The sequence below is a fragment of the Variovorax glacialis genome (assembly GCF_051216375.1).
GTDB lineage: Bacteria > Pseudomonadota > Gammaproteobacteria > Burkholderiales > Burkholderiaceae_C > Variovorax.
Genome location: NZ_JBPJZT010000004.1, coordinates 19153 through 43786, shown reverse-complemented (window position 1 = coordinate 43786; position 24634 = coordinate 19153). Strand labels below are relative to the sequence as shown.

Annotated in this window: 21 protein-coding genes; 15 read left to right on the top strand and 6 right to left on the bottom strand. The window is 63.7% G+C overall.

Features of this window, described 5'->3' with window-relative positions; all coding sequences use genetic code 11:
* Positions 1 to 46: 46 nt before the first annotated feature.
* From ACSFBL_RS11805 to ACSFBL_RS11785, 5 genes are all read left to right on the top strand, one after another.
* Complete coding sequence (locus ACSFBL_RS11805) at positions 47 to 604, top strand: TRAP transporter small permease (RefSeq protein ID WP_435515976.1); 558 nt, start codon at positions 47 to 49, stop codon at positions 602 to 604.
* Positions 605 to 623: 19 nt separating this feature from the next.
* Entirely contained in the window at positions 624 to 2018 is a 1395-nt protein-coding gene (locus tag ACSFBL_RS11800) for a TRAP transporter large permease (RefSeq protein WP_435515975.1), read from the top strand.
* A gap of 137 nt (positions 2019 to 2155) precedes the next feature.
* The gene (locus ACSFBL_RS11795) at positions 2156 to 3682 is read left to right on the top strand and encodes a UxaA family hydrolase (protein WP_435515974.1); all 1527 of its coding nucleotides are present in this window, start codon (positions 2156 to 2158) and stop codon (positions 3680 to 3682) included.
* A 124-nt stretch (positions 3683 to 3806) separates the two neighbouring features.
* Positions 3807 to 4865 carry a malate/lactate/ureidoglycolate dehydrogenase gene (locus tag ACSFBL_RS11790; RefSeq protein ID WP_435515973.1) on the top strand — a complete coding sequence of 353 codons (1059 nt, stop codon included), beginning with the start codon at positions 3807 to 3809 and terminating at the stop codon, positions 4863 to 4865.
* A gap of 202 nt (positions 4866 to 5067) precedes the next feature.
* The gene (locus tag ACSFBL_RS11785) at positions 5068 to 5421 is read left to right on the top strand and encodes an alpha/beta hydrolase (RefSeq protein WP_435515972.1); all 354 of its coding nucleotides are present in this window, start codon (positions 5068 to 5070) and stop codon (positions 5419 to 5421) included.
* Positions 5422 to 5490: 69 nt separating this feature from the next.
* Here the strand turns inward: ACSFBL_RS11785 and ACSFBL_RS11780 are convergent, their stop codons facing one another.
* Positions 5491 to 6864 carry a TAXI family TRAP transporter solute-binding subunit gene (locus ACSFBL_RS11780; protein WP_435515971.1) on the bottom strand — a complete coding sequence of 458 codons (1374 nt, stop codon included), beginning with the start codon at positions 6862 to 6864 and terminating at the stop codon, positions 5491 to 5493.
* 79 nt (positions 6865 to 6943) lie between these two features.
* Here ACSFBL_RS11780 and ACSFBL_RS11775 point away from each other — a divergent pair, with 79 nt between their 5' ends.
* Together ACSFBL_RS11775 and ACSFBL_RS11770 are read left to right on the top strand one after the other, a co-directional pair.
* The gene (locus ACSFBL_RS11775) at positions 6944 to 7855 is read left to right on the top strand and encodes an SDR family oxidoreductase (RefSeq protein ID WP_435515970.1); all 912 of its coding nucleotides are present in this window, start codon (positions 6944 to 6946) and stop codon (positions 7853 to 7855) included.
* 87 nt (positions 7856 to 7942) lie between these two features.
* Positions 7943 to 8365 carry a YjjA family protein gene (locus ACSFBL_RS11770; protein WP_435515969.1) on the top strand — a complete coding sequence of 141 codons (423 nt, stop codon included), beginning with the start codon at positions 7943 to 7945 and terminating at the stop codon, positions 8363 to 8365.
* Positions 8366 to 8398: 33 nt separating this feature from the next.
* Here the strand turns inward: ACSFBL_RS11770 and slmA are convergent, their stop codons facing one another.
* Positions 8399 to 9043, bottom strand: coding sequence for a nucleoid occlusion factor SlmA (gene slmA / locus ACSFBL_RS11765; RefSeq protein ID WP_435515968.1), 645 nt, complete (start codon positions 9041 to 9043; stop codon positions 8399 to 8401).
* A gap of 119 nt (positions 9044 to 9162) precedes the next feature.
* Between slmA and galE the strand changes: the two genes are divergently transcribed.
* Positions 9163 to 10182 carry a UDP-glucose 4-epimerase GalE gene (gene galE, locus ACSFBL_RS11760; RefSeq protein ID WP_435515967.1) on the top strand — a complete coding sequence of 340 codons (1020 nt, stop codon included), beginning with the start codon at positions 9163 to 9165 and terminating at the stop codon, positions 10180 to 10182.
* Positions 10183 to 10222: 40 nt separating this feature from the next.
* Here galE and argB read toward each other — a convergent pair whose 3' ends face one another.
* Positions 10223 to 11116: an acetylglutamate kinase gene (gene argB, locus ACSFBL_RS11755; protein WP_435515966.1), complete on the bottom strand. Its 894-nt coding sequence runs from the start codon at positions 11114 to 11116 to the stop codon at positions 10223 to 10225.
* Positions 11117 to 11160: 44 nt separating this feature from the next.
* The gene (locus ACSFBL_RS11750; protein WP_435515965.1) at positions 11161 to 12255 is read right to left on the bottom strand and encodes an MraY family glycosyltransferase; all 1095 of its coding nucleotides are present in this window, start codon (positions 12253 to 12255) and stop codon (positions 11161 to 11163) included.
* A 50-nt stretch (positions 12256 to 12305) separates the two neighbouring features.
* Here ACSFBL_RS11750 and ACSFBL_RS11745 point away from each other — a divergent pair, with 50 nt between their 5' ends.
* On the top strand, positions 12306 to 13052 hold the full coding sequence (locus ACSFBL_RS11745; protein ID WP_435515964.1) for a glycosyltransferase family 2 protein: 747 nt from the start codon (positions 12306 to 12308) through the stop codon (positions 13050 to 13052).
* 1 nt (position 13053) lies between these two features.
* On the opposite strand, the gene ACSFBL_RS11740 is transcribed toward ACSFBL_RS11745, so the two are convergent.
* Positions 13054 to 14073, bottom strand: coding sequence for a glycosyltransferase family 2 protein (locus ACSFBL_RS11740; protein ID WP_435515963.1), 1020 nt, complete (start codon positions 14071 to 14073; stop codon positions 13054 to 13056).
* 113 nt (positions 14074 to 14186) lie between these two features.
* Here ACSFBL_RS11740 and ACSFBL_RS11735 point away from each other — a divergent pair, with 113 nt between their 5' ends.
* Genes ACSFBL_RS11735 through ACSFBL_RS11725 form a run of 3 tightly spaced genes read left to right on the top strand, consistent with a single transcriptional unit; the run spans position 14187 to position 17116 of the window.
* Positions 14187 to 15605, top strand: a complete 1419-nt coding sequence (locus tag ACSFBL_RS11735) for a mannose-1-phosphate guanylyltransferase/mannose-6-phosphate isomerase (RefSeq protein WP_435515962.1) — start codon at positions 14187 to 14189, stop codon at positions 15603 to 15605.
* A complete protein-coding gene (locus ACSFBL_RS11730) occupies positions 15602 to 16405 on the top strand; it encodes an ABC transporter permease (RefSeq protein WP_435515961.1) in 804 nt (267 codons plus the stop codon). Before ACSFBL_RS11735 ends, ACSFBL_RS11730 begins: the two co-directional genes overlap by 4 nt.
* Positions 16406 to 16411: 6 nt before the next feature.
* Complete coding sequence (locus ACSFBL_RS11725) at positions 16412 to 17116, top strand: ABC transporter ATP-binding protein (RefSeq protein WP_435515960.1); 705 nt, start codon at positions 16412 to 16414, stop codon at positions 17114 to 17116.
* A gap of 3 nt (positions 17117 to 17119) precedes the next feature.
* On the opposite strand, the gene ACSFBL_RS11720 is transcribed toward ACSFBL_RS11725, so the two are convergent.
* Positions 17120 to 18814 (bottom strand): glycosyltransferase family 4 protein, encoded by a 1695-nt coding sequence (locus tag ACSFBL_RS11720; protein ID WP_435515959.1) that lies wholly within the window; start codon positions 18812 to 18814, stop codon positions 17120 to 17122.
* 587 nt (positions 18815 to 19401) lie between these two features.
* Here ACSFBL_RS11720 and ACSFBL_RS11715 point away from each other — a divergent pair.
* The 3 genes from ACSFBL_RS11715 to gmd all read left to right on the top strand — a co-directional run bounded on the left by ACSFBL_RS11715 (position 19402) and on the right by gmd (position 24619).
* Positions 19402 to 19749, top strand: a complete 348-nt coding sequence (locus tag ACSFBL_RS11715) for a hypothetical protein (protein ID WP_435515958.1) — start codon at positions 19402 to 19404, stop codon at positions 19747 to 19749.
* Positions 19733 to 23473: a glycosyltransferase gene (locus ACSFBL_RS11710; protein WP_435515957.1), complete on the top strand. Its 3741-nt coding sequence runs from the start codon at positions 19733 to 19735 to the stop codon at positions 23471 to 23473. Before ACSFBL_RS11715 ends, ACSFBL_RS11710 begins: the two co-directional genes overlap by 17 nt.
* A 108-nt stretch (positions 23474 to 23581) precedes the next feature.
* A complete protein-coding gene (gene gmd, locus ACSFBL_RS11705; RefSeq protein ID WP_435515956.1) occupies positions 23582 to 24619 on the top strand; it encodes a GDP-mannose 4,6-dehydratase in 1038 nt (345 codons plus the stop codon).
* Positions 24620 to 24634 lie beyond the last annotated feature (15 nt).

Sequence of the window (24634 nt, the reverse complement as noted above, 5' to 3'; positions counted from 1 at the left end):
TCCCGAAATAGCCTCGCAGTGCCTGCGGGTGGCCAAGGAGAATCACTTGACTGAGACCAAGATCATTGACGATGAAGGGCACTTCCATGCGGAGGACGAGATCGTCGATCTTTCCGGCACCATCGCCGAGGGGTGGATCGCGCTGGCGCTTTTCTGGCTGCTGGGGCTGACCGTCTTCTATCAGTTCATCACACGCTACGTGATGAACGACTCCGCGGCGTGGACCGAGGAGGTGGCGCGCTACATGCTCATTGGCGTGGTGTTCATCGGCGCGGCAATCGGTGTGGCGAAGAACAACCAGATCCAGGTCGACTTCTTCTACCGCCACATCCCGGAGGCGATGGGCCGCTGGATGTCGAAGGCGGTGGACGTGGTCCGCATCCTCTTCTTCGTGGCCGCGGTGGTCATGACGGTGCAGATGATGCTCAAGATCGGCAACCAGACACGCATGACCATCGTCGACCTGCCGATGAACATCGTCTACGGGCTGTGCCTCTTCGGCTTCGCCGCGATGACATGGCGTTCGGTGCAGACCGCGCGCATCCACTGGCGCCGCGGCTACAGCGTGCTGGAGCGTCCCGAATCCACCCTGGCCGATCACTGACGAACGGAAGCCCAAGCTCATGCTGAAAATCTTCTTCCTGATCTTCATGGCGGGCGGCATTCCGGTCGCCATCGCGATGGCGGGCGCGTCGCTGACGTACATCCTGCTGTCGAGCAACCTGCCGCCCTTCGTCGTGATCCACCGGATGGTGAGCGGCATCGACAGCTTTCCGCTGCTGGCCGTGCCCTTCTTCATCCTCGCGGGCAACCTGATGAACAACGCGGGCATCACGACCCGCATCTACAACTTCGCGCTGGCGCTGGTGGGCTGGATGAAGGGCGGGCTCGGCCATGTGAACGTGCTGGGCTCGGTGATCTTCGCGGGCATGAGCGGCACCGCGATCGCCGATGCGGCGGGCCTGGGCACGATCGAGATCAAGGCGATGAAGGAGCACGGCTACGAGACCGAGTTCGCCGTGGGCGTGACCGCCGCGTCGGCCACGCTCGGGCCGATCATTCCGCCGAGCCTGCCCTTCGTGATCTACGGGATGATGGCCAACGTGTCGGTCGGCGCCCTCTTCCTCGCGGGCATCCTGCCTGGCGCCTTGATGGCCATCCTGATGATGCTCACGGTCGCGTACTACGCGCACAGGAACAAGTGGGGCGGCGACGTCAAGTTCTCGAGCACGCGACTGTTCAAGGCCCTGAGCGAACTGGCGGTGGTCATCGGCTGGCCGCTGCTGCTGTGGGTGGCGATCGACAAGCTCGGCGCGCCGCCGCAGATGACGGTGTTCGCCGGCCTGGCTGCGCTCTTCGTCCTCGACAAGATCTTCACCTTCGAGGCGCTGCTGCCGATCATGACGCCGGTGCTGCTGATCGGCGGCATGACCACCGGGCTGTTCACGCCGACCGAAGGTGCGATCGCCGCCTGCGTGTGGGCCATGATCCTCGGCTTCGCCTGGTACGGCACGCTGTCGTGGAAGATGTTCGTCAAGGTCTGCCTCGACACGATCGAGACCACTTCCACCGTGCTCTTCATCGTCGCCGCCGCCTCGATCTTCGGCTGGATGCTGACGGCCACCGGCGTCACCGCGGACATCGCGGCGTGGGTGCTCGGCTTCACGGACCAGGCCTGGGTTTTCCTGCTGCTGGCCAACCTGCTGATGCTGTTCGTCGGCTGCTTCCTGGAACCGACCGCCGCCATCACGATCCTGGTGCCGATCCTGCTGCCGATCGCGACGCACCTGGGCATCGATCCGATCCATTTCGGACTGGTGATGGTGCTGAACCTGATGATCGGGCTGCTGCATCCGCCGATGGGCATGGTGCTCTTCGTGCTCGCACGCGTGGCGGGACTGAGCTTCGAACGCACGACGATGGCGATCCTGCCCTGGCTGGTGCCGCTGCTGGTGAGCCTGGCCGTCATCACCTACATGCCGTCCTTGGTACTCTGGCTGCCGAAAATGTTTTTCTAGAGAACGCCCCCAGGCTGCGCGCACTGCGTGTCGCTTCGCCAACCCCCTCGCGGGGGCGCCGCCTGCGGACCGGCGGAGCCGGTTCCGCGGCGGCCCTGGTGTGGCGCTTCTGTCAATGGACCCTACGAGGTAATACGATGAATCCCTTTATTCGACTTCACCCGGCCGACGATGTCGTCATCGCGCGCGGGCAACTGGTCGGCGGTACGCCGGTCGAAGGTGTCACGGCGCGCGGGCTGATTCCGCCGGGCCACAAGGTGGCCGTTCGCGCCATTGCGCAAGGCGAGCCGGTGCGGCGCTACAACCAGATCATCGGTTTTGCGAGCAAGCCGATCGCGCCGGGCGAGCACGTGCACACGCACAACCTCGACATGGGGCCGGACAAGGGGCACTTCGAGCGCGACTACGCTTTCGGTGCCGACGTGAAGCCGGCGCCTGCACGGCGCGAGGCGACTTTCATGGGCATCCGCCGCGCCGATGGTCGCGTGGCGACGCGCAACTACATCGGGGTGCTGACCAGCGTGAACTGCTCGGCGACGGCGGCGCGGGCCATCGCCGACCACTTCTCGCGGAAGACCAATCCCGCAGCGCTCGCGGACTACCCCAACGTCGACGGCATCGTTGCGCTGACGCACGGCACCGGCTGCGGCATGGAAACCGGCGGCATGGGGATGCAGATCCTCGAACGTACGCTGACCGGCTACGCGACGCATGCGAACTTCGCGGCGGTGCTGGTGGTCGGCCTGGGCTGCGAGGCGAACCAGATCAACGCATGGCTCGCGACCGGCAATCTCAGCGAGGGCGAGAACTTCCGCGTCTTCAACATCCAGGACACCGGCGGCACGCGCAAGACGGTCGAGAAAGGCGTGGCGCTCATCAACGAGATGCTGCCGCGCGCGAACGCGGTGAAGCGCGAGCCCTGCAGCGCGGCGCACATCACGATCGGGCTCCAATGCGGCGGCTCGGACGGCTATTCGGGCATCAGCGCCAATCCGGCATTGGGTGCGGCGGTCGACCTGCTGGTGGCCCACGGGGGCACGGCCATCCTGTCGGAAACGCCGGAGGTGTACGGCGCCGAGCACCTGCTCACGCGGCGCGCGGTGAAGCGGGAGGTCGGCGAGAAGCTGGTCGAGCGCATCCGCTGGTGGGAGCACTACACGGCCATCAACGAAGGCGAGATGAACAACAACCCCTCGCCCGGCAACAAGGCCGGCGGGCTCACGACCATCCTCGAGAAATCGCTGGGCGCGGTCGCGAAGGGCGGCACCAGCAATCTCGAGGCGGTATACGAATACGCCGAGCCGGTGACCTCGCATGGCTTCGTCTACATGGACACGCCGGGCTACGACCCGGTGAGTGCCACCGGGCAGGTGGCGGGCGGGGCAAACATGATTTGCTTCACCACCGGTCGCGGCTCGGCCTACGGCTGCGCACCCTCTCCTTCGCTGAAGCTCGCGACCAACTCCGCGCTGTGGCAGCGGCAGGAGGAGGACATGGACATCAATTGCGGCGAGATCGTCGAGGGCACCGTGTCGATCCAGGAGATGGGGCAGCGCATCTTCGAGCTGGTGCTGGCCACCGCATCCGGCGAACACTCGAAGAGCGAACAACACGGCTACGGCCAGAACGAATTCGTGCCGTGGCAAGTCGGCGCAGTCATGTAGCAAGTAGTACACCCCCCGGCTTTTCACTGCGCTTCGCTTCATCTAATTCGCCACCCCTGAGGGGGAGGCTCGGCCGCCTTGGGGTGGCCCGGCGCCGGCCGAAACCGGACTGGAAAGGTAGTCAATGTCCCAGACGCTTCAAGCATCGACGCTGCGCAAGCAGGTCGCCTCCGTCATCGCCGCCGCGGGCAGTTCCTCGGCCGAGGCCGAACAGGTCGCGGCCAACCTGGTGCTCGCCAATCTCAGCGGGCACGATTCGCATGGGGTCGGCATGGTGCCGCGCTATGTCGACGCGGTGGCCGAAGGCGGGCTCAAGCCCAATTCGGGGATCAAGATCAATCTCGACGCCGGTGCGATGCTGGCGCTCGACGGCCAACGCGGTTACGGACAGATCGTCGGCGTGCAGGCGATGGAACTCGGCATCGCGCGCGCGAAGGCGCAAGGCAGTTGCATCATGTCGCTCGCGAACGCGCACCACCTCGGCCGCATTGGGCACTTCGCGGAGATGGCGACGGCACAGGGACTTGTCGCCATGCATTTCGTCAACGTGTTGTCGCGGCCCGTGGTCGCGCCCTGGGGCGGCGGCGATGGCCGCTTCGGGACCAACCCCTGCTGCATCGGCGTGCCGCTCGCGGGTGCCGAGCCCTTCATCCTCGACTTCGCGACCAGCCGCGTCGCGCAAGGGAAGATGCGCGTGGCCTACAACAAGGGCGAGCGCGTGGCGCCGGGCCATCTCATTGACGAGCATGGCGCACCGACCGACGATCCGGGCGTGGTCGTCGTGCCGCAGAGTAACGGACTCTTCGGCGCACTCATGACCTTCGGCGAGCACAAGGGCTATGGCATGGCCGTGGCCTGTGAACTGCTTGGTGGTGCGTTGACCGGCGGCGGAACCTGGCACCGGCCTGCCGACACGGCGCGCACCGTGCTCAACGGCATGCTGGTGGTATTGATCGACCCCGTGAAGCTGGGCACGGAAGCCAGCTTCGCGCAGGAGGCAAGCGCCTTTATCGAATGGCTTCGCCAGAGCCCGCCGGGCGCAGGCTTCGACGCCGTGCAGATCGCCGGCGAGCCCGAGCGCAAGGCCCGTGCGACGCGCGAGCGCGAAGGGATCTGGCTCGACGATGCGACCTGGAGCGAGATCGTCGAGGCGGGCCGCAAGGTGGGCGTGGCGGTCCATTGATTGTTTCCAAAGAAGCGACGCGGTTGTTCCAAATGCATGGGTTTTGACAAGGCGATTGGTCTCAAACTTCTCCTCACGGACCAGCCAAACAAGCTGATCTGCGTGAACAGGGCACAGAGCGATGTAGCCACCTCCACAAGGGATTGGCGACTTGCCCCGAGACCGGTTCGATATCGTCCCAACGCATTGAAGGAAACTGAAAATGAAGACCTCGAAACTCCTCGCCGCGGCCGCTCTCTCCATCCTGGCCGCCGCAGGTGCCGTGCACGCAGAAACCTATGAAGGCGTGCATCCGATGACGTCGGCCAACAGCCGTGCCGACATGAACGCGGAAGCCCAGGTCGCTGCCCACAGCGGCAATACGTACGGTGACAGCTCGGCCGCCGGCGTGACGAAGATGACATCGACCGCCGACCGCTCGGCCATGCGCAAGCAAGCCGTGGCCACCGCGCACAACCCGCTGCAAAGCCTCGACCGCCGTGCGTTCTACCGTGACACGGTGCCGGCCGAGTATTCGAAGCCGAAGGTTTCGCTGACGCGCCAGGCCGGCCTGTAATCCGCTGAGAGCCTGAGCGAAGGCCGGGTCCGCAGTTCGCGGGCCCGGCCTTTTGCTTTCATCGCCTTCTCAGGTGCGGGCCTGCGTTTCGGCGCGCTCGGTCTGCCTGTTCAGTTGTGCGCGCACGAAGTCGACGTGCTGGCGTAGTGTGTAGACCCGATCGGTGAAGTCCAGCGGAAACTTGGTGTGGAGGATCTCCGCCTCGATGCGGTCAAGGTGCTCCAGCGCTTCCTGCCGCTCCGTGGCATCCAGCTTGCGCGATGCCAGGTCCTGCTCGAGGAACTTCAGTTCCCCGTAGCGTCGGTACAGGCGGCCCTGGCGCCGCCAGGAGACGAGCGCCGGGACCAGCCGCGACAGCGGGACCAGGATGGCGGCCAGTGGCACCAGCAGCAGCAGCAGCCGTTGCGAGTAGTTCGCCGCCCAGAACGGCAGGTAGTTCTGCAGGAAGGGACGCCCGTTCTTGAAATAGCGCTCCGTCTCCTGCGACACGGGGAAATCGGTCGCCCTCGCGTTGGGGAATTCGTCGGGGCGATTGATCAGGGTCGCCTGGCTGTGCACCTTGCGCGCCGCTTCGAGGAGCAGATAGGCCAGCGCCGGATGGATCTCCTCGCGCACCACCAGGTTGGCCGTCGTCGCCAGCAACTGGACGTCGTGAGGCGGCAGGTCGCGTCTCGGATTGACGGAACCGCGCTTCAACGTCACCGGCTGGAAGTACGGATAGCGCCTCGACAGGCCTTCGACATGGTCCAGTGACGCGAGACGAAGCGAGGTGTCCGCGAGCAGTTTCTGCACAGCCGGTGCCTGGGGCGCCGCGATGATGATGGCCGCATCGACCTGGTGGTCGTCGAGCATCTGCACGACCGCCATGCCGCCTTCGCTCACGAAGGTGGTTCCATCCGCGGCGCTCTGCTGGCCGTCCGGGACGACGACGCCGTAGATGGACAGCAACTGGACAGCGACCTTGTAGTTGCCGCTGCCGGGCACGCCGACGGCGATCCGCTTTCCGGCCAAGGGCCCCAGGCCCTTGGAGAGATCGAGCGTGTGCGTGAAGATCCAGACGGGCTCGAAGGCCACGGTCGCCAGCGAGCGCAAGGGCGTCGAATCGGCCGACGCATCGGGATCCAGCGCCAGTACGCCGGTGCCGCCCTGGACGAACGCGACGGACACCGATCCGTCATTGAGGCGCTGCAGGTTCTCCACGCCGCCGCTCGAAGGGCGCAGTTCGAGCGTAATGCCGTTGGCCTTGAGGATTTCCTGGTAACGCTGACCGAAGCGGTGATAGGCGCCGTCCGTGACGCCCGTGCTCATCACCAGCACGCGCGGCGGCAGCGGGCTGACGAAGCGCACGACGAACCAGCTTGCCGCCGTCACGACGGCGATCAGCGCCAGCCAGAACAGCAGGCGTCGACCGTGGGGCAGGGTTGGCAGGGCCGGAGCCTTCATTCGTGAACCTGAAGCATCGAGATGACGCATTCTGCCTTCGGCATTGCGGACGGCTGTGCGGGCCACTAGCATCGTTCCCATGCATCCGACACTCGCAGGAAAAGTGGCGCTGGTGGCTGGCGCGACCCGTGGTGCGGGGCGCGGCATCGCCGTTCAGTTGGGCGCGGCGGGTGCAACGGTCTATGTGACTGGCCGCAGCACACGCGATGGCCGATCGGAGATGAACCGCCCCGAGACGATCGAGGAGACCGCCGAGATGGTCGATGCGGCTGGCGGGCGCGGCATTGCGGTGCAGGTCGACCATCTCGTGCCCGACGAGGTGCGTGCGCTGGTGGCTCGCATCCGTGCGGAGCAAGGCAGGCTGCACATCCTGGTGAACGACATCTGGGGCGCCACCACGATGGAATGGAACAAGACGGTCTGGGAGTCTTCGCTGGACGTCGGACTGCGCACCTTGCGCCTGGGCGTGGAGACCCATGCGATCACGAGCCACTTCGCAATCCCCCTGCTCATCGAGACGCCGGGCGGGCTCGTGGTCGAGGTCACCGACGGCACCGACGAGTACAACGCGAGCAACTACCGCGTGTCCTTCTTCTACGACCTGGCCAAGGCGGCGGTGAGCCGGATGGCGTTCGCGCTGGCGCGCGAGCTGCGGCCGCACGGCGCGACCGCCGTGCTGCTCACGCCCGGCTGGCTGCGCTCAGAGGCCATGCTGGAGATCTATCGCGTGTCGGAATCGAACTGGCGCGACGCGACGGCCCGGCAGCCGCACTTCGCGATTTCCGAAAGCCCGGCTTTTGTCGGGCGAGCGGTCGCGGCACTCGCAGGGGATCCCGAGGTCGCGCGCTGGAACGGAAATTCGCTGTCCAGCGGGCAACTGGCGAAGGTCTATGGCTTCACCGACATCGACGGCAGCCAGCCCGATGCCTGGCGCTACGTTCCGGAAGTGCAGGATGCGGGCAAGCCGGCCGATACGACCGGCTACCGCTGACATCCTTGACAGTCAGCACTAACTGTTTCAAATGTTGTCGACGCGCGGGATTAAGCTACGGTCATCACAAAATCAATCTTCAAGGAGTTGACCATGACCTTTTCGCGCACCCGCCTCGCCCGCCTCGGCGCCGCTCTCGTCCTGCTGACCGCAGGGGCCGCCCAGGCCCAGAGCCTGGACATGCTTAAGGGTCTTGCCGGCGGAGGAGGCTCGTCGTCGGCGCTGGGCTCGATGGCATCGGGCAGCCTGGGCAATGCAGCCGGCGTCCTCGAGTACTGCCTGAAGAACAACTACCTGAGTGGTGACGCCGCATCCTCGGTCAAGGACCAGCTCATGGGCAAGATCCCCGGCGGCAAGCCCGCTTCGGACGCGGGCTATGTCGACGGCTCGCAGGGCATCCTGACCGGCAGCGACGGCAAAAAGGTGGACCTGACCGGCGGTGGGCTCAAGCAGGAACTCACCAAGCGCGCCTGCGATTTCGTCCTCAAGCAAGGCAAGTCGATGATCTGAGAGGAAAGAGCACCACAGCCGGCGCTCTTCCCCTCAGAGCATGAGGGCGACAGCAGCGTCCAGATGCTCCGACGGCGGACGTCGGAAGCCCGAGCGGGCAAAGCGCTGAAGCCGCCCGACCACGAAGGCTGTCAGCGCGGAGGCCCTCACCTGCGCGTCGACGCTCGGCGTGGCGGAACCGTCCGTTGCGGCAGCGTCGCGGAGAGCCTGGCGCAAGGTCGCCTCGATCTTGTCGAAGAACTGGTTCATGCGGCTTTGGAGCCGTTCGTTCTCGAAGACGAGTGCATCGCCGACCATCACGCGAGTCATGCCGGGGTTCTTCTCCGCGAACTGCACCACCATCGCTACGATGCGGGCGGCCTGCTCGCTGCCCGGTGCCTCGCGCTCCACGATCTGGTTGACGAGCGTGAAAACGCTCTGCTCGATGAACTCGATCAGGCCCTCGAACATCTGCGCCTTGCTGGCGAAGTGTCGGTAAAGCGCGGCTTCGCTGACATCGAGCCGGGCCGCGAGGGCCGCCGTGGTCACGCGCTCGGCGCCCGGCTGCTCCAGCATGGCAGCCAGCGCCTGAAGGATCTGCACGCGCCGCTCGCCCGGCTTGGGCCGCTTCCGGGTTGGAACGGCCACCGGTTCTGAACTGATTGGCGCATCAGAGGCGCTTTGCTCGTCGTTCTGCATTGGGCACGTGCAAAATGTAAAAAAATGATTCTCGCACACGCCGGTTAGCGTGCGCCAACCGGGCATCCCCTTCCTGTCGCGCAGAATCGACAGTTAATTCACGGAGGATCGCGTTTCACATGACGAACCAGACCATCCTTGTCACCGGGGGGGCCGGATTCATCGGCAGCCATACCTGTGTCGCCCTGGCGGCCGCCGGCTATACGCCGCTGATCCTGGACAACCTCGGCAACAGCGACGTCCGCGTGCTGGACCGGCTGGGCCGCATCATCGGCACCGTACCGCGCCTCATCGAGGGCGACGTTCGCGACCGGGCATTGCTCGACAGGCTGTTCAGCGCGGAGCCGATCGCCGGTGTGATCCATTTCGCCGGCCTCAAGGCGGTCGGTGATTCGGTGGCCGACCCGATCACTTACTACGAAAACAACGTGCACGGCACTTTCGTGCTGGCGCAGGCCATGCAGGCGGCGGATGTGCGCACGCTGATCTTCTCGTCCTCGGCCACCGTCTATGGCGACCCCGAGCGCTCGCCGATCCCGGAGGACGCGCCCCGCCGCCCGGCCAACCCATACGGGCGGTCGAAGCTCATGGTCGAAGAGGCCCTGTCCGACCTGCAGCTCGCGCGTCCCGACTGGCGCATCGCGCTGCTGCGCTACTTCAATCCCGTCGGCGCGCACGAAAGTGGCCTGATCGGGGAGCACCCCCAGGGCAAGCCGAACAACCTGATGCCTTTCGTCTCCCAGGTGGCCGTCGGCCTGCGCGACAAGCTGGCGGTGCACGGCGGCGACTACCCGACGCCGGACGGCACCGGCGTCCGGGACTACGTCCATGTGATGGACCTCGCCGAAGGCCACGTTGCGGCGCTGCGCCACGCCGAGCAGCAGCCCGGCCTCGTCACGCTCAATCTGGGCACCGGCCACGGCGCATCGGTACTGGACGTCGTGAAGGCCTTCGAACGCGCCAGCGGCCGCCGCATCCCCTACGAAATCGGCCCGCGCAGGCCCGGCGACGTCCCGGCCTACTGGGGCGATCCGACCCTGGCGCAAGCCACGCTAGGCTGGCGCGCCCACCGCAGCCTGGATCAGATGTGCGCCGACAGCTGGCGCTGGCAACAAGCCAATCCCACCGGCTACACATAGGGCCTGAAGGGCAGACGAAGGCGCAGCCTGGGCGCGACCCCTATCTAGCTCTGATCATCGTTCCGTAGGCTTGGTCGGTCAGGATTTCCAGCAGCATGGCGTGAGGAACGCGGCCATCGATGATGTGCACCGCATTCACACCACTCTTCGCGGCATCGAGCGCACCCTCGATCTTCGGCAGCATGCCGCCGGAGATCGTGCCGTCGGCAAAGAGCTCGTCGATTTCGCGCGCGCTCAGGTTGGTCAGCAGCTTGCCGTCCTTGTCGAGCACGCCGGGCGTGTTGGTCAGCATCATCAGTTTCTCGGCCTTGAGCACCGTTGCGAGCTTGCCGGCGACGACGTCGGCGTTGATGTTGTAGCTCTCGTTCTCCTCGCCGAAGCCGATGGGACTGACGACGGGGATGAAGGCATCGTCCTGCAACGCCTTGACCACGCTGGGATCGATCGAGACGATGTCGCCGACCTGTCCGACGTCGTGGTGCAGGTTGGGATCGTTCCGATCGGCCATCTTGAGCTTCTGCGCGCGGATCAGCCCGCCGTCGCGTCCCGTCAGGCCCACCGCCTTGCCGCCGGCCTGGTTGATGAGGCCCACGATGTCCTGCTGCACCTCGCCGGCGAGCACCCACTCGACCACCTCCATCGTCTCGGAGTCGGTCACGCGCATGCCCTGGATGAAGTGCCCCTTCTTGCCGAGGCGGTTGAGCGCCGCCTCGATCTGCGGGCCGCCGCCGTGCACCACCACCGGATTCATGCCGACCAGCTTGAGCAGCACCACGTCCTCGGCGAAGTCCGCCTGCAGTTCGGGATCGGTCATGGCATTGCCGCCGTACTTGATGACGATCGTCTTGCCATGGAACCTGCGGATGTAGGGCAGCGCCTGGGCCAGGATTTCAGCCTTGTCGCGCGGGGGGATGTTGAGCACGGGATCGGTCATGGTGGGCGGTGGGAAAGTCGGATTCCGGAATTGTGCAGCCGAACTCAGGGCCTGAGCCAGCGCGGCACCTTGAAGCGCACGATCATGAGGTAGGCGGCCACGTAGGTGGCAACGAACAGGAGGCAGAACGCCATGAGGACGGGCGTGTTGTTCCAGAACAGCACCGCCGGCACGACGGTCAGCGCCGCGAAGATCCACAGGTAGGGCGAAGTCCGGTTGTTCCGCGCGAGCAGCTGGCGCGCTTCATCGTCCGCGAACGCGACCCGGACGATGCGCCGGAAGATCAGCTGGTGGAAGTGCAGCGCATCCGCCGTTCCCGGGGACTGGCCGCGCGCGATCTTGCGGTAGATCGAGAACACCGTCTCCCACACCGGGTAGATCAGCAGCAGCATCGGGAACCAGGGCGAGACGACCCGATGCCGCTGCACCAGCGTCACCGCGGCCACGGCGATCACCATGCCCCAGACGTAGGCCCCGCCGTCGCCGGCGAAGATCTTGCCGCGCGGGTAGTTCCAGATCAGGAAACCGACGGTCGCCCCGACCAGGCAGATCACCATGGCAGCCAGCTGGCGATCGCCCACTTGCAATGCGACGTGCGAGATGGCAAGGCACACGAGCACGGCGACCGTTCCGGCCAGCCCGTTGTAGCCGTCGATGATGTTGAAGGCATGCGGCAGGCCGCCGATCGCCAGCGCCGCGAAGAGAAGCGGCGCATAGGGCATCGCCTGCATCCAGCCATCGACGGCGGCGATGCCGGTTCGCGCGACACCCAGGTGAAGCACCCAGCACAGCAGCACGGCCGAGCCGATGGTGAGTCCGAGCCTGTAGCGCACGGACACCCGTTGCGTCACGTCCTCGATGATGCCGCCGAGCACCGCCGGGGCAATGCACAGCAGCGTGAGCGCCGAGGCCTTCAACGGCCAGGACACATTGAAGGGGTCCGAAGGCATGCCCGCAACGAGCCAGGCCACACCCATCCCCACCAGGATGCCGGCACCTCCCAACCGCGGCACATGGCCCTTGTGAAAGCGCTGCGGCATGTCGTGGGCGTAGCGCCGCGCATGCCGTCGCGCCCGGCGCATGAACACCTGCACCGCAAATGCGGAGAGAAGAAAACTGATGACGATCAGAGCAATCATGGGGTGGGAGCGAGAACTCTAGAATTCCCGGGCGAAATTAGACCATGCCGATGTCCCCGCCCCCCTCCCTTCCCATCACGGTCTCGATCGTCAGCCATGGTCAGCTCGAACTGGTGTTGCCGCTGATCGAGGAACTCGACCGGTTCAACCGCGGGGAGGTCGCCAAGGTTGTGCTCACGCTCAACATCCCCGAGCCCGATCTGCTGGCGGGCCGCACCTGGGGATTCGAGATCGAACGCATCGAGAACGCCGCGCCCAAGGGCTTCGGCGCAAATCACAACCAGGCCTTCGCGCGCTGCGCGACCCCGTGGTTCCTGGTGCTGAATCCGGACATCCGCTTCGACAGCGACGTGCTCGCGCCGCTGATTGCGCACGCCGACACGGACAGCGGCCTGCTGGCGCCCCGGATCCTCGAGCCGGGCAAGCCGACGCCGGAGCAGCACCGGGCGGTCATCACGCCGCTCGAGATCGTCTCGCGCAAGCGGCCCGACTATGTCCGCCCCGTCGTGCCTGCCTGGATTCCGGGGCTGTTCATGCTCTTCCGCAGCGCCGCCTACCGAGAGATCGAAGGCTTCGACGAACGCTTCTTCATGTATGGCGAGGACTTCGACATCTGCGCCCGCCTGCGGCTCGCGGGCTGGAAGCTGCAGATCGCGGAGGATCTGCAGGCCCGGCACGATGCACGTCGCGCCAGCCATCGGAGCAAGCGGCATCTCTACTGGCACGTGACCAGCCTGCTCAAGGTCTGGTCGTCGGCCGCGTTCTGGCGTTATTGGCGGCTGGAGAGGGCGAGGTAGGTCAGGCCGCCTCGAACAGGTCGCGCACGATGCCCCTGACACCGCGCCCGAACCGGTCGTAGCGCCCCGTCATCACCTCCCGCAGCACAGGCACGCAACGCGCAAGGCGTGACCTCGGCAGCGTCGCGCGAAAGCGCTGGTGAATCACCTTAAGTTGCGCCTTTTCAATGAAGGAGGCCGGCACCCTGTCGCCGAGTTCGACCAGCCGGGCAAGAAGAAGCTCCGCCTTGTAGGCGCGCTTGACGTGCGTGTCGCCGCGGGAGCCGAAGGCCTTACGCATCTTTTCGGGAAACGTATCGCGACGCGCACCGATCTGATTGGAGGCGTGCTGGCGGTATTCGATCAACGGGTCTTCCAGCAGGTCCACGCGCCCGACGGCGGCAGCGATGATGCCGAGCCACTCGTCGTGCAACCACTCCGACGGAAACGACAGGGCCGCGTCCAACAGCGAACGGCGGAACACGGTGGTCGCACCGGTCACGAGGTTGCGCCTCAGGAGTACGTCGAACGCCCGTCCACTGTGGATCCGCTCCAGTTCGATGGGCTTCACCTCGAGCGCATGAAAGAGCGATTGGCCGAGATCGGCGAGCGTCCCGTCGACCAATCGCGCATCGGTATGCAGCAGGAGCAGATCGGGGCGCTGCTCGAACTGCGCGGCCATGCGGGCGAGCCGGTCGGGCATCCATGCGTCATCCTGGTCGCTAAGCGCGATCAGGTCGCCCTGGCAAGCACGCACGGCCTGCTCGAAGTTCTTCGTCACGCGCAATGCCGTCGTGTTCTGCAGGACGCGCAGCGTCACCCAGTACTCGGGACGCTCTGCGTTGCATTCCTCGATGGCCTTGCGCGCGACGTCGACGCAACCATCGGTCGAGGCGTCATCGGAAATCACGATCTCCCGGGGCGGCAGCGTCTGCAAACAGATGCTGCGGATCTGCTCGCCAATGAATCGCGCCCCGTTGTAGGTGCAGAGCGCGACGGAGATGGAAAGGCCGTGGACAGGTGATTCGGGTGGGATGATCAAGCGGTACCTTGAGCGGATGGGGAGCGGCGAAATTATCCCCGTGGCGGCCGAGACACAGTCGCCCGGGGGTGCGCCGGTAAAATCACTGGCCTTGCAAAACCTATAGGAAAAAGATGCGCGTGCTTTCTGTGGTTCTCTCGGGAGGCTCTGGCTCCAGGCTCTGGCCGCTTTCCAGGCAAGCCTTTCCCAAGCCGTTCATGAAGCTCGGAGGCTCGACTTTGCTCCAGCAAGCCATCGAGCGCGGTCAGGCGTGCGGCACTGGCGACCTGATGGTCGTGACCAACAAGGACCACCTGTTTCTGACCAAGGACGTGTTGCGGCAGATGTCCGATGCGCCCGATGCCACGCTCTTGCTGGAGCCCAAGGGACGCAACACGGGGCCTGCCATCGCCCTGGCAGCCCTTGAATGCATCAAGAAGTTCGGTGGCGACACGGTCATGCTGGTGCTGTCCGCCGACCACCTGGTGCCTGATGTCGAGGCCTTCGTGGCCAGCGCCAGCCAGGCCTTCCGGCTGGCAACTCAGGGCTCGCTGGTTGTCTTCGGCATCAGCCCCACCAGTCCGGACACAGGCTTCGGCTATGTCGAGGTCGCCAACGTGTCGCGCGAAAGCCAGCCGGCCAAGCGCTTTGTCGAGAAACCGGACCTGCAGACCGCCCAGGAATACCTGGCCACGGGCCGCTATTACTGGAACAGCGGCATGTTCTGCTTCACTGCGGACGCGATCGTTTCGGCGTTTGAGCACTACGCGCCGGAACTCCTGGCTGCCGCCCGCCGTGCACTCGACTCGGCAAAGGCAGACGGCAATTCGCTGAGCTTCGACACGCACGCCTTCGGACTGCAACCCGACATCAGCATCGACTACGCCGTCATGGAACGAGCCGACAACGTGCACGTCGTGCCCGCCAAGTTCGGCTGGAGCGACGTGGGTTCCTGGCCTTCGGTCGCCAAGGCCCACAGTGCCGACGCGAGCGGCAACACCATGCCTCGCGACGTGGTGGCCATCGACACCACCGGCACCCACGTGCAGGTCGAAAGCCACGGACCCAAGATCGTCGCCACGCTGGGCGTGCATGACCTGGTGATCGTCGATACACCCGATGCGCTGCTGGTTGCCCACAAGGACAGCGCGCAGAAGGTAAAGACAGTCGTCGACACCTTGAAGTACCGCAAGCACGAAACCGTGAACCTGCCCGCGGTAGTGCATCGTCCATGGGGCACCTATGCGTCGCTCAAGGAAGAGGACGGCTACAAGGTCAAGCGCATCACGGTGAAGCCGGGCGAGTCGCTGTCGCTGCAGTACCACCACCAGCGCGCAGAGCACTGGGTCGTCGTTCAGGGCACCGCGACCGTTCAGGTCGGGGAGGTGGAACACAAAACCTTGCCCGGCGAGTACCGCTACATACCGCTCAAGGAGAAGCATCGTTTGACCAACATCGGAGAGGATGAGCTGGTGCTCATCGAAGTGCAATGCGGCGTTTATCTCGGCGAGGACGACATCGTACGACTGGCTGACACCTACGGTCGCGTATGAGTCAGGCGCATTCCAATCTGCATCGCAGCGCCTGGGGCGACTGGTGGGAAGGAACCCGCCGCACCGACATCTGGTGGACGCTGGCCTGGTTCGACATCGTCCTGCGCTACCGCCGCTCCATGCTGGGTCCGCTGTGGTTGACGCTCAGCATGGCGGCCATGATCGGAGGCATGGGGCCGCTGTACAGTTCGCTGTTCGGCACCGTGCTGTCCAAGTTCTTTCCGCACCTGGCGCTCGGCATCATCTTCTGGAGCTTCTTTTCCAGCATGGTGACCGACTCCTGCAATGCGTTCATCGGATCGTCGAACTACCTCAAGCAGGGTTACTTCCCGATCAGCATGTTCGTGTGGCGGAGCATGGCGCGCAACCTGATCCAGTTCGCGCATCACATCGTGATCTACATCCCGGTCGCGCTGTGGGCGGGCATCACGCTGTCGTGGTCGGCGCTGCTGTTCTTCCCGGCATTCCTGCTGGTGCTGGTCAATGCGCAGGCCTTGGGCTTGGTGCTCGGGCTCGTCTGCACACGATTCCGCGACGTGGCCCAGATCGTCACCAGCGTGATGCAGATGCTGATGTTCCTGACACCGGTTTTCTGGTTCCCCGAGAACCTGCCGGGGCGCGCCCAATACATCCTCTGGAACCCGTTCGCTCAAATGCTCGACCTGCTGCGTGCGCCCTTGATGGGCGGCGTGTCGCCGGCCTTCAACTGGTGGGGCGTTCTCACGTGGACCGCGATCAATCTGGTCCTTTGCAGCCTGCTCTTTGCGAAGTATCGCCGTCGCGTCGTCTACTGGCTGTAAAAGAACATGGCACTCATTTCTCTCAAAGACGTCTCGGTCAACTTTCCCATCTACGGCGCCGGTGCGGCTTCTTTCAAGAAGACGCTGGCCGCCTCCGTGACCGGGGGACGCTTCGGCAAGGAAACCGGCGTCAACGTGGTTCAGGCATTGAGCAACATCAACCTGGAGCTGAAAAGCGGTGACCGCCTGGGGTTGATCGGCCACAACGGTGCGGGCAAGTCGACGCTGCTGCGCGCACTCGCCGGTGTCTACGAACCCTCGTCAGGCGAGTTCGTTCGACAGGGCACCGTCTCCAGTTTGATCGACCCTTCGCTCGGTATCGAGCCGGACGCCACCGGCATTGAGAACATCATGCTTCGAGGCCTCGTGATGGGCATGAGCAAGAAGGAAATCGACGCGCTCACGCCTGAGATCTGCGAATTCAGTGGACTCGGTCAATACGTGAACATGCCGGTGCGCACCTACTCCACCGGCATGATGATGCGGCTGGCCTTCTCGATCTCGACCAGCGTCCAGGCCGACATCCTGCTGATGGACGAATGGCTTTCCGTGGGCGACTCGGAGTTCACCCACAAGGCCGAACAACGGATGAAGGACGTCGTGTCGAAATCCGGCATCCTGGTGCTGGCCTCTCACTCGCCCGAACTGATTGCCAAGGAGTGCAATCGGGTCATTCACCTCGAGCACGGGCGAATCGTCGAGAAGACCTGAAGCTCAAGGCGACGCGCGGCGCAATGCCTTGATCTCCTCGAGGCGTCTCGCGATGCGTGCGCCCGCCGCCGGTAGCGACAGGTTGGCTTCGGCGCTCGCCTTGGCGCGTGCGCCAAGTTCGCGGGCCCATTCCCGGTTCTCGTACAGGCGTCGCATGAGTTTGGCTGCTTCCTCGACCGACGGCTCGGCCCATTCGAGGTCCGCCCCGTAGGGTGGGATCGGCTTGCCGAGCTTCACGAGTTCGTAAGGCACGAGCAGGCTGTTGCTCTCGTCCATGAAGTCCACGTTGCCGGAAAAGTTCGTCGCAATCACAGGCTTGCCCATCAGCATCGCCTCGGCCATCGTCAGGCCCAGGCCTTCGCTGCGATGGAGCGACACATAGGCGTCGCAGGCGTCCATCAACGAGAGCACTTCGTCGGGGCTGTAGACCTGGTCGATGACGGTGATGTTCGCGCCTGCGGCGGCGTCGCGAAGCTCCGCGATTTGTGCCGGATGCCGGTCGCCGAATGAAGTCTTCAGCACCAGTCGCACGGCGTCATCCTCGCCGAACGCCGTCTTGAACGCGTGGATCAGCCCCAGCGGATTCTTGCGCTCCATCACGCTCACCATGTGGAAGGTGAAGAGGAATGTGAACGGCGCTTCGCTCAAGCCGAAGTGGGCGCGATTCCTGCGCTGGTAGGGCGCCAGCTTGACGCCCGGAAACAGCGTGCGAACGGGAATGGACAGGCGTTCACGCAATCCGCGCGCAACGAACTCCGTCGCGGCCCAGGCCTCATCGACGTTCTCGGCATGAGCAACCCACGATTCGGGGATCGAATCGAACTCCCAGTACCAGTAGGCGACCCGGTAGGTCCGAGGCGTGCGCTCGAACAGATCGGCCCGCCGGTAGGCCTGGTCGAAAAATGGCTCGGGCTGGACGTGAATGACCGTCACGTCATAGCATTCGGAGCCCCGGTACTCGACATGGTGGGGATCGTCCCTTGCATCGGTCCGTACGTCGCGCAATGAAGTCGGCACACCCACCATCCCCAAGGCTTCGACCATGGATTCGACGGACACGCGAAGGCCGGATGGATAGCAGAAATGGCCGATCACATTGAGCCCCGACTTCGCGAGACGGGCGCTCACGACATCCGCATCGAGATTGCGGCACCAGTCGCGCACGCCTTCGGGCAGCGCGGCTTCCGGGGACACCAACCAGGCAAGCATCCGTCGCGCAGCGACTTCATCGGACAGTGCGTCGGGATGGGAGACCTGCCATGCGCTGCGCGCCCAGAAACTGGTTCGAATTTGCAGCGCCGCATCGTGCCAGTCAAGCCAGGTGTGCGGGTTCGCCCAGTTCCCGGATGCCCCGTATTCCGCGCGAAACCAAGCTGCGAAGGCATCGCGACCGAACACCGTCAGTCCGTCGGGATGCTGCGCCTGCCAGGTTGGTGCAAACGAATAGGCGATCATGAGTTCGCGGCTCGGATCCAGTTCGGCCTCCAGGAAGAGCCACCAGATCTCCTCGCGGCGCAGGCCGGCCTCCTTGAGACCGGAACGCATGAACCAGCGAAACAGATCGAACATGCCTGCCGGCGTCAGACCATGTGGCAGCAGCGAAGCCAACCCTTCATTGGCCAGCAGGGCCTGACGTGCACGATCACCGATGCCGGCATCCAGCGCGTCGAGAACGTGGCTCAGCGACGCATCCGACAAGCCAAGCTCCGTTGCGCCTGCTCCTTGAAGCCACGTACCGAACTCGCCTTTGGAGCCAGCGGCCAAACCCGTCGGAAACCTCGCTCGAAGGTCTTCGCGCTTGCGCCACACATCGATGCATAGCCTTGCAGCCGACCACCGATCAGCCACTTCCTGGGCCGAAACCGTCGGACACAGAATCTCGGCCCGCGGCAGTTCGACCGCCTGCGCGATCTTGTCATCGTCGAAGAGGTCCAGCGCTCTGGCGGGAGCCAAAGGTGCACCATGCTGTCGCTGCGCCATCCGCGCCTGCTCCTTCTGGACCAACGGCGCGAGGTCAGCCTTTGCACGCGCCTCGGAAGCGGCCCGGCGCAAGCGTCCTCGAACGCGCTGCACAATGCGCCACGGCGGCATCAGCCAACGAAAAGTGCGCGTCGGAAATCTTGTCATCAGTCGGTGAGGAATCGAGGGTTGGGCGAGTTTAGTCGTCGGTTGCGTGCCACTTTGGCACCCCATTTAGAATCGAGTCGCCGCCGCTTGGCCATGTGCTCTTCGCTAGAGGCCCCCACATCTCGCAGGAGCCCGACAACACTACAAGACAGCCCGCCATGCCGACTGCCCCCCACGAAAAACCAAAGGATGCCCTGCGCCGCATCTCGACGGCCTACAAGGATGGCCGAATCGTCAGCGGACTCAAGCGCCGCTTGAAAGAAGCGCTGCAGAGCACGGCGAATTGCCTCGAACACCGACCGCGGCTCAAGCGAATCACCCTCTGGTGCCTCAGGCTCGTCCCGCCGCTGCACAAGCGCTTGAGCGTAATGCTGGATGCTTCGCATCGCCGGTCCATGAGATCGAGAGTTTCGGGACCGATGGATTTGTCACCGGCAGCCCAAAACGTTTTCCGGCGCCTGACGCGTCAAAACGATACGAGAGAGCTCGATGCGAATCGTCATTGACTTGCAGGGCACCCAATCTCCAGCGAACGGTACGCGCGGCATCGGGCGTTACACGTCTGCCCTCACCGAAGCCATGGTGCGCCTTGCAGGTGGCCACGAAATCGTCCTGGCGTTGAACAGCCGTTTTCCGGATTCCATCGACCAAGTCAAAGACAGATTCGGCACCTTGGTCCCGCCGGAGAATTTCCGTGTCTGGCAATCCGCACCCTTTTCGCCTTCATCCAGTCCCGGCCATACGAGAGCCCAGGAAAAGCTGTACGAAGCATTTCTTGCGAGCCTCCAACCCGATGTGGTTCACGTCACGAGCCTTTTTGAAGGACTCGGTGACGCAACGGTCACCGGCATCGGCAACTTTCTCTCGCTGCCTACCGCCGTCACCTTGTATGACCTGATTCCGCTGATTCATCCTCGTCCGTACCTGGACAATCCGGCCGTCCATAGCTGGTACATGCGAAAGATCGGCGCTCTCCGGCGCGCGAACATTTGGCTTGCGATTTCCGAATCGTCGCGCCGGGAGGGCATCGACCATCTCGGGCTCGACCCGAATCGTTGCATCAATGTCTCTACTGCCGCTGACGAACATTTCAGAGAGATCGAAATGCCTGCGGAACGCGAGCAGGCGTTGCGGACGCGGTATGGGTTGCGCAAGCCGTTCGTCATGTACACGGGCGGCATCGACCATCGCAAGAACATCGACGGCCTGATCCGGGCCTTTGCGCTGCTGCCTGCCGAATTGCGCAACAGCCATCAACTGGCCATCGTCTGTTCCGCACAAGCGGAAGATCGGAACGCGCTTCTTGATCTGGCACGAAAACAGGGGATTCCCGCCGGCGACGTCGTTGTCACCGGGTTCGTGCCGGAGCAGGACCTTGTCGAGTTCTACAACCTGTGCGCCCTGTTTGTTTTCCCGTCCTGGCACGAAGGTTTCGGCTTGCCGGCGCTGGAAGCCATGCGTTGCGGCGCCGTCGTCATCGGCGCGAACACGTCGAGCGTGCCTGAAGTCATCGGGTTGCCTGAAGCGCTGTTCGATCCGCGGGACGATGCGGCCATCGCAGGCAAGATCGCTCAGGGCCTGACCGATCATGGGTATCGATCCATGCTCGTCGAGCACGGTCGTCGACAAGCCGAGAAGTTCACCTGGAGCAAGTCTGCGCGGCGGGCTCTCGACGGACTGGAACTGCTGTACGACAGGAGCAAGAGTCCGCAGCGGAAGGCGCCTGGCCATCGGCGCCTTCGACCCAGGCTTGGCTATGTTTCTCCACTGCCACCACAACGAAGCGGCATAGCAAGCTACAGCACGGAGCTTCTACCGGAACTCGCGCAGCACTATGACATCGAGTTGGTCAACGACCTGAAGAAGGTCGACGATGCGCTGCTCGCGGCGAGCTTTCCGCTCAGGAGCGTCGATTGGTTTCGAGAGAACCATTCCGAATTCGATCGGGTGCTCTACCACTTCGGAAACTCCGAGTTTCACGAGCACATGTTCGATCTGCTGGCCGAGATTCCTGGGACGGTGATCTTGCACGACTTCTATCTGAGTGGCGTGCAGGCATACAGGGAAATGCACCTGGAGCGGGAATTTGCCTGGGCCGAGGCGCTGTATGAATCGCACGGCTATCTTGCGGTTGCAGAACGCTACCGGGCCGAAGATATTGCGGATGTCGTCTTCAAATACCCGTGCAACTTTGACGTCATCGCACACGCGCAAGGCGTCATTGTCCATTCGCAATACTCCATCGACCTCGCCAGACAATGGTTCGACGAGTCGGCTTCTCGAGATTGGGCGCTGGTTCCCCTCCTGCGCGTCCTTCCTCACAGTGACGACAACGAGCGCGCATCCGCGCGCGCAGAACTTGGGCTGGAACCCGGCGATTTTCTGGTGTGCGCGTTCGGCCTCTTGGGACCGACGAAACTCAATCACCGCCTTCTCGACGCGTGGATGGCGTCCGCTCTTGCGACCGACCCTCGTTGTCATCTCGTTTTCGTCGGCGACAAGGATGCAACGGTCTATGGCACCGGGATAGATCAGCGAATCGCCACTACGAGGAATCCGAGAATCAGGATCACGGGTTGGGCGAGCAGCGAGGAGTTTCATCGCTATCTGGTCGCTGCGGACTTGGCGATACAGCTGCGCACGCAGTCACGTGGAGAGACATCCGCAACCGTGCTGGAGTCCATGAGCCGCGGAATCGCGACAGTGGTGAATGCCAATGGGTCAATGGCCTCGTTGCCCCCTGAAGCGGTGGCGATCTTGCCGGATGACTTTTCCGATGCGCAATTGATCCATGCGCTGGAAGACTTGTGGCGCAATCCCTCTGCGCGCTTGGCGCTGGGAACGCGTGCCAGGCAAGCAATTGAATCCCTTCACGCGCCAGCCGCGTGCGCGCGCGGTTACGTGGATGCCATCGAGAGGTTTGCAGCCCGTGCTTCGTATGGCCGCTGCGGGTTGATCGAGGCCGTCCGCGCTTCTGACAGGCCGATCGACGAAGTGGATGCCGCCCAACTAGCGACGGCCATCGCATTCACACTGCAGCCCCTTGCTCCGATTCGTCAGTTGTTCGTCGACGTTTCGGAACTCGTGCAACGCGACGCGAAAAGCGGAATCCAGCGTGTCGTCAAAGCGCTCCTCCGGGCCCTTCTAGACGCGCCGCCGGCGGGCTACAGGATCGAACCTGTCTACGCAGAACTAGGGCGGCATGGCTATCGATATGCCCGCAAATTCACCCTGGGCGTCCTTGGATGTCCGGTCGATGCGCTCCAGGATGCGGCATTGGATTTTGGGCCCGGCGACCTTTTCGTCGGCCTCGACCTGCAACCGCACTTGGTGCCGGAGCAACGCGAGTACTACCGCCAGTTGCGTCACGCAGGCGTCCGCGTCGAGTTTGTCGTATACGACCTGCTCCCTATTCTCCTGGCCAAGCGGTTTGCCGCGGGCGCAGCCGAGAATCACGCGAGGTGGTTGAGAGTGGTCGCCGAGAACGACGGCGCCATCTGCATTTCCAAAGCCGTTGCCGACGAACTGTCTTCCTGGCTCACGGAAAACGTGCCGGCGCAGCAATTCAGAAACCTCAGCGTCCGCGCGTTTCAACTGGGAGCCGACCTGGACTCGGCGTTGCCGACTACAGGGATGCCGACGAACGCCCCGCAGACTCTGTCGGCAATCTCGTCGCTGCCGAGCTTCCTAATGGTGGGCACGCTCGAGCCGCGCAAGGGGCAACTGGCGGCGTTGAACGCATTTGAACAGCTATGGGCGAAGGGTGAACAGGTCGGCTTGGTGATCGTGGGAAAGCAGGGGTGGATGGTTGACGAACTGGCCGAGCGCCTTCGACGTCATCGCGAACTTGGGAAAAGAGTGTTCTGGATCGAGGACGCCAGCGATGCATACCTGGAGAAATTGTATGGAGCGTCCACATGCCTGCTTGCCGCATCCGAAGGCGAGGGCTTCGGTTTGCCGCTGATCGAGGCGGCCAAACACGGGCTTCCGATTCTTGCGAGCGACCTGCCGGTGTTCAGGGAGGTGGCCGGAACATATGCTTACTATTTTGAAGGCGATTCGTCTTTGCTGGCTGCCGCAGTGGTCGAGTGGCTGGCTCTTTTTCGACGAAGTGAGCATCCGCGATCTGAGAAAATGCGATTCCTCACCTGGCAGCAGAGCGCGGAGGCTTTCAAGCTTGCATTGCTCGGCGCGGCTCGACCGCCCGCAAAGGGAGCGGCGCCTCCCTGAGGTCTCGGCGGTTTGAAGGTACAAGTGACCTCAGCCATGAGACATTGGCACGCATCGTGGATGCGGCCGCTACTGGTCAGAACTAAATAGGACGGAAGAAAGGCTTTCATGAAAAAACGTGCTGTCGTTACAGGTATCACCGGCCAAGATGGCGCCTACTTGGCGGAGTTGCTGCTCAGCAAGGGTTATGTGGTCTATGGAACGTATCGCCGTACGAGTTCCGTCAACTTCTGGCGAATCGAAGAACTGGGGATCCAGGCCAACCCGGACCTGCACCTCATCGAATATGACCTGACTGATCTCGGCAGTTCCTTGACCCTGATGAAAGAAGCCGCGCCCGACGAGGTCTACAACCTGGCTGCCCAAAGCTTCGTGGGTGTGAGTTTCAATCAGCCCGATGCCACTGCGCAGATCACCGGCATGGGCGCGTTGCACTTGTTGGAGGCCATCCGCCTCACAAATCCGAAGATCCGCTTCTACCAAGCCTCGACATCCGAAATGTTCGGGAAGGTCCAGGCCATTCCCCAGGTAGAAGACACGCCGTTCTATCCGCGCAGTCCTTATGGAGTCGCCAAGCTCTTCGCCCACTGGATGACGATCAACTACCGCGAGAGCTACGACATCTTCGGTTGCAGCGGGATCCTCTTCAATCACGAGAGCCCGCTGCGCGGCCGGGAGTTCGTTACCCGAAAGATCACGGACACAGTTGCAAAAATCAAGCTCGGGAAACTGGACCTGCTTGAGCTTGGAAACATGGGCGCACAACGCGACTGGGGCTTCGCAAAGGAGTACGTGGAAGGCATGTGGCTCATGCTGCAGGCGAAGGAGGCCGATAGCTTTGTCCTCGCCACCAACCGGACCGAAACCGTGCGGGAGTTTGTCGACATGGCGTTCAAGGCAGCAGGGTACGAATTGCGCTTCGAAGGAGATGAACAGGATGAAGTCGGGATCGACATCAAGACAGGCAAGACTCTGGTACGCGTCAACCCAAAGTTCTATCGGCCGGCCGAGGTGGATCTGCTGATCGGCAATCCGAGTCGAGCGAAGGAGAAGCTCGGATGGGAGCCCAAGACCACGCTGGAACAACTGTGCACCATGATGGTTGAGGCCGACCTGCGGCGCAATGCTGAAGGGCACTCCTTCTAGGTTGCACGGCAGGGT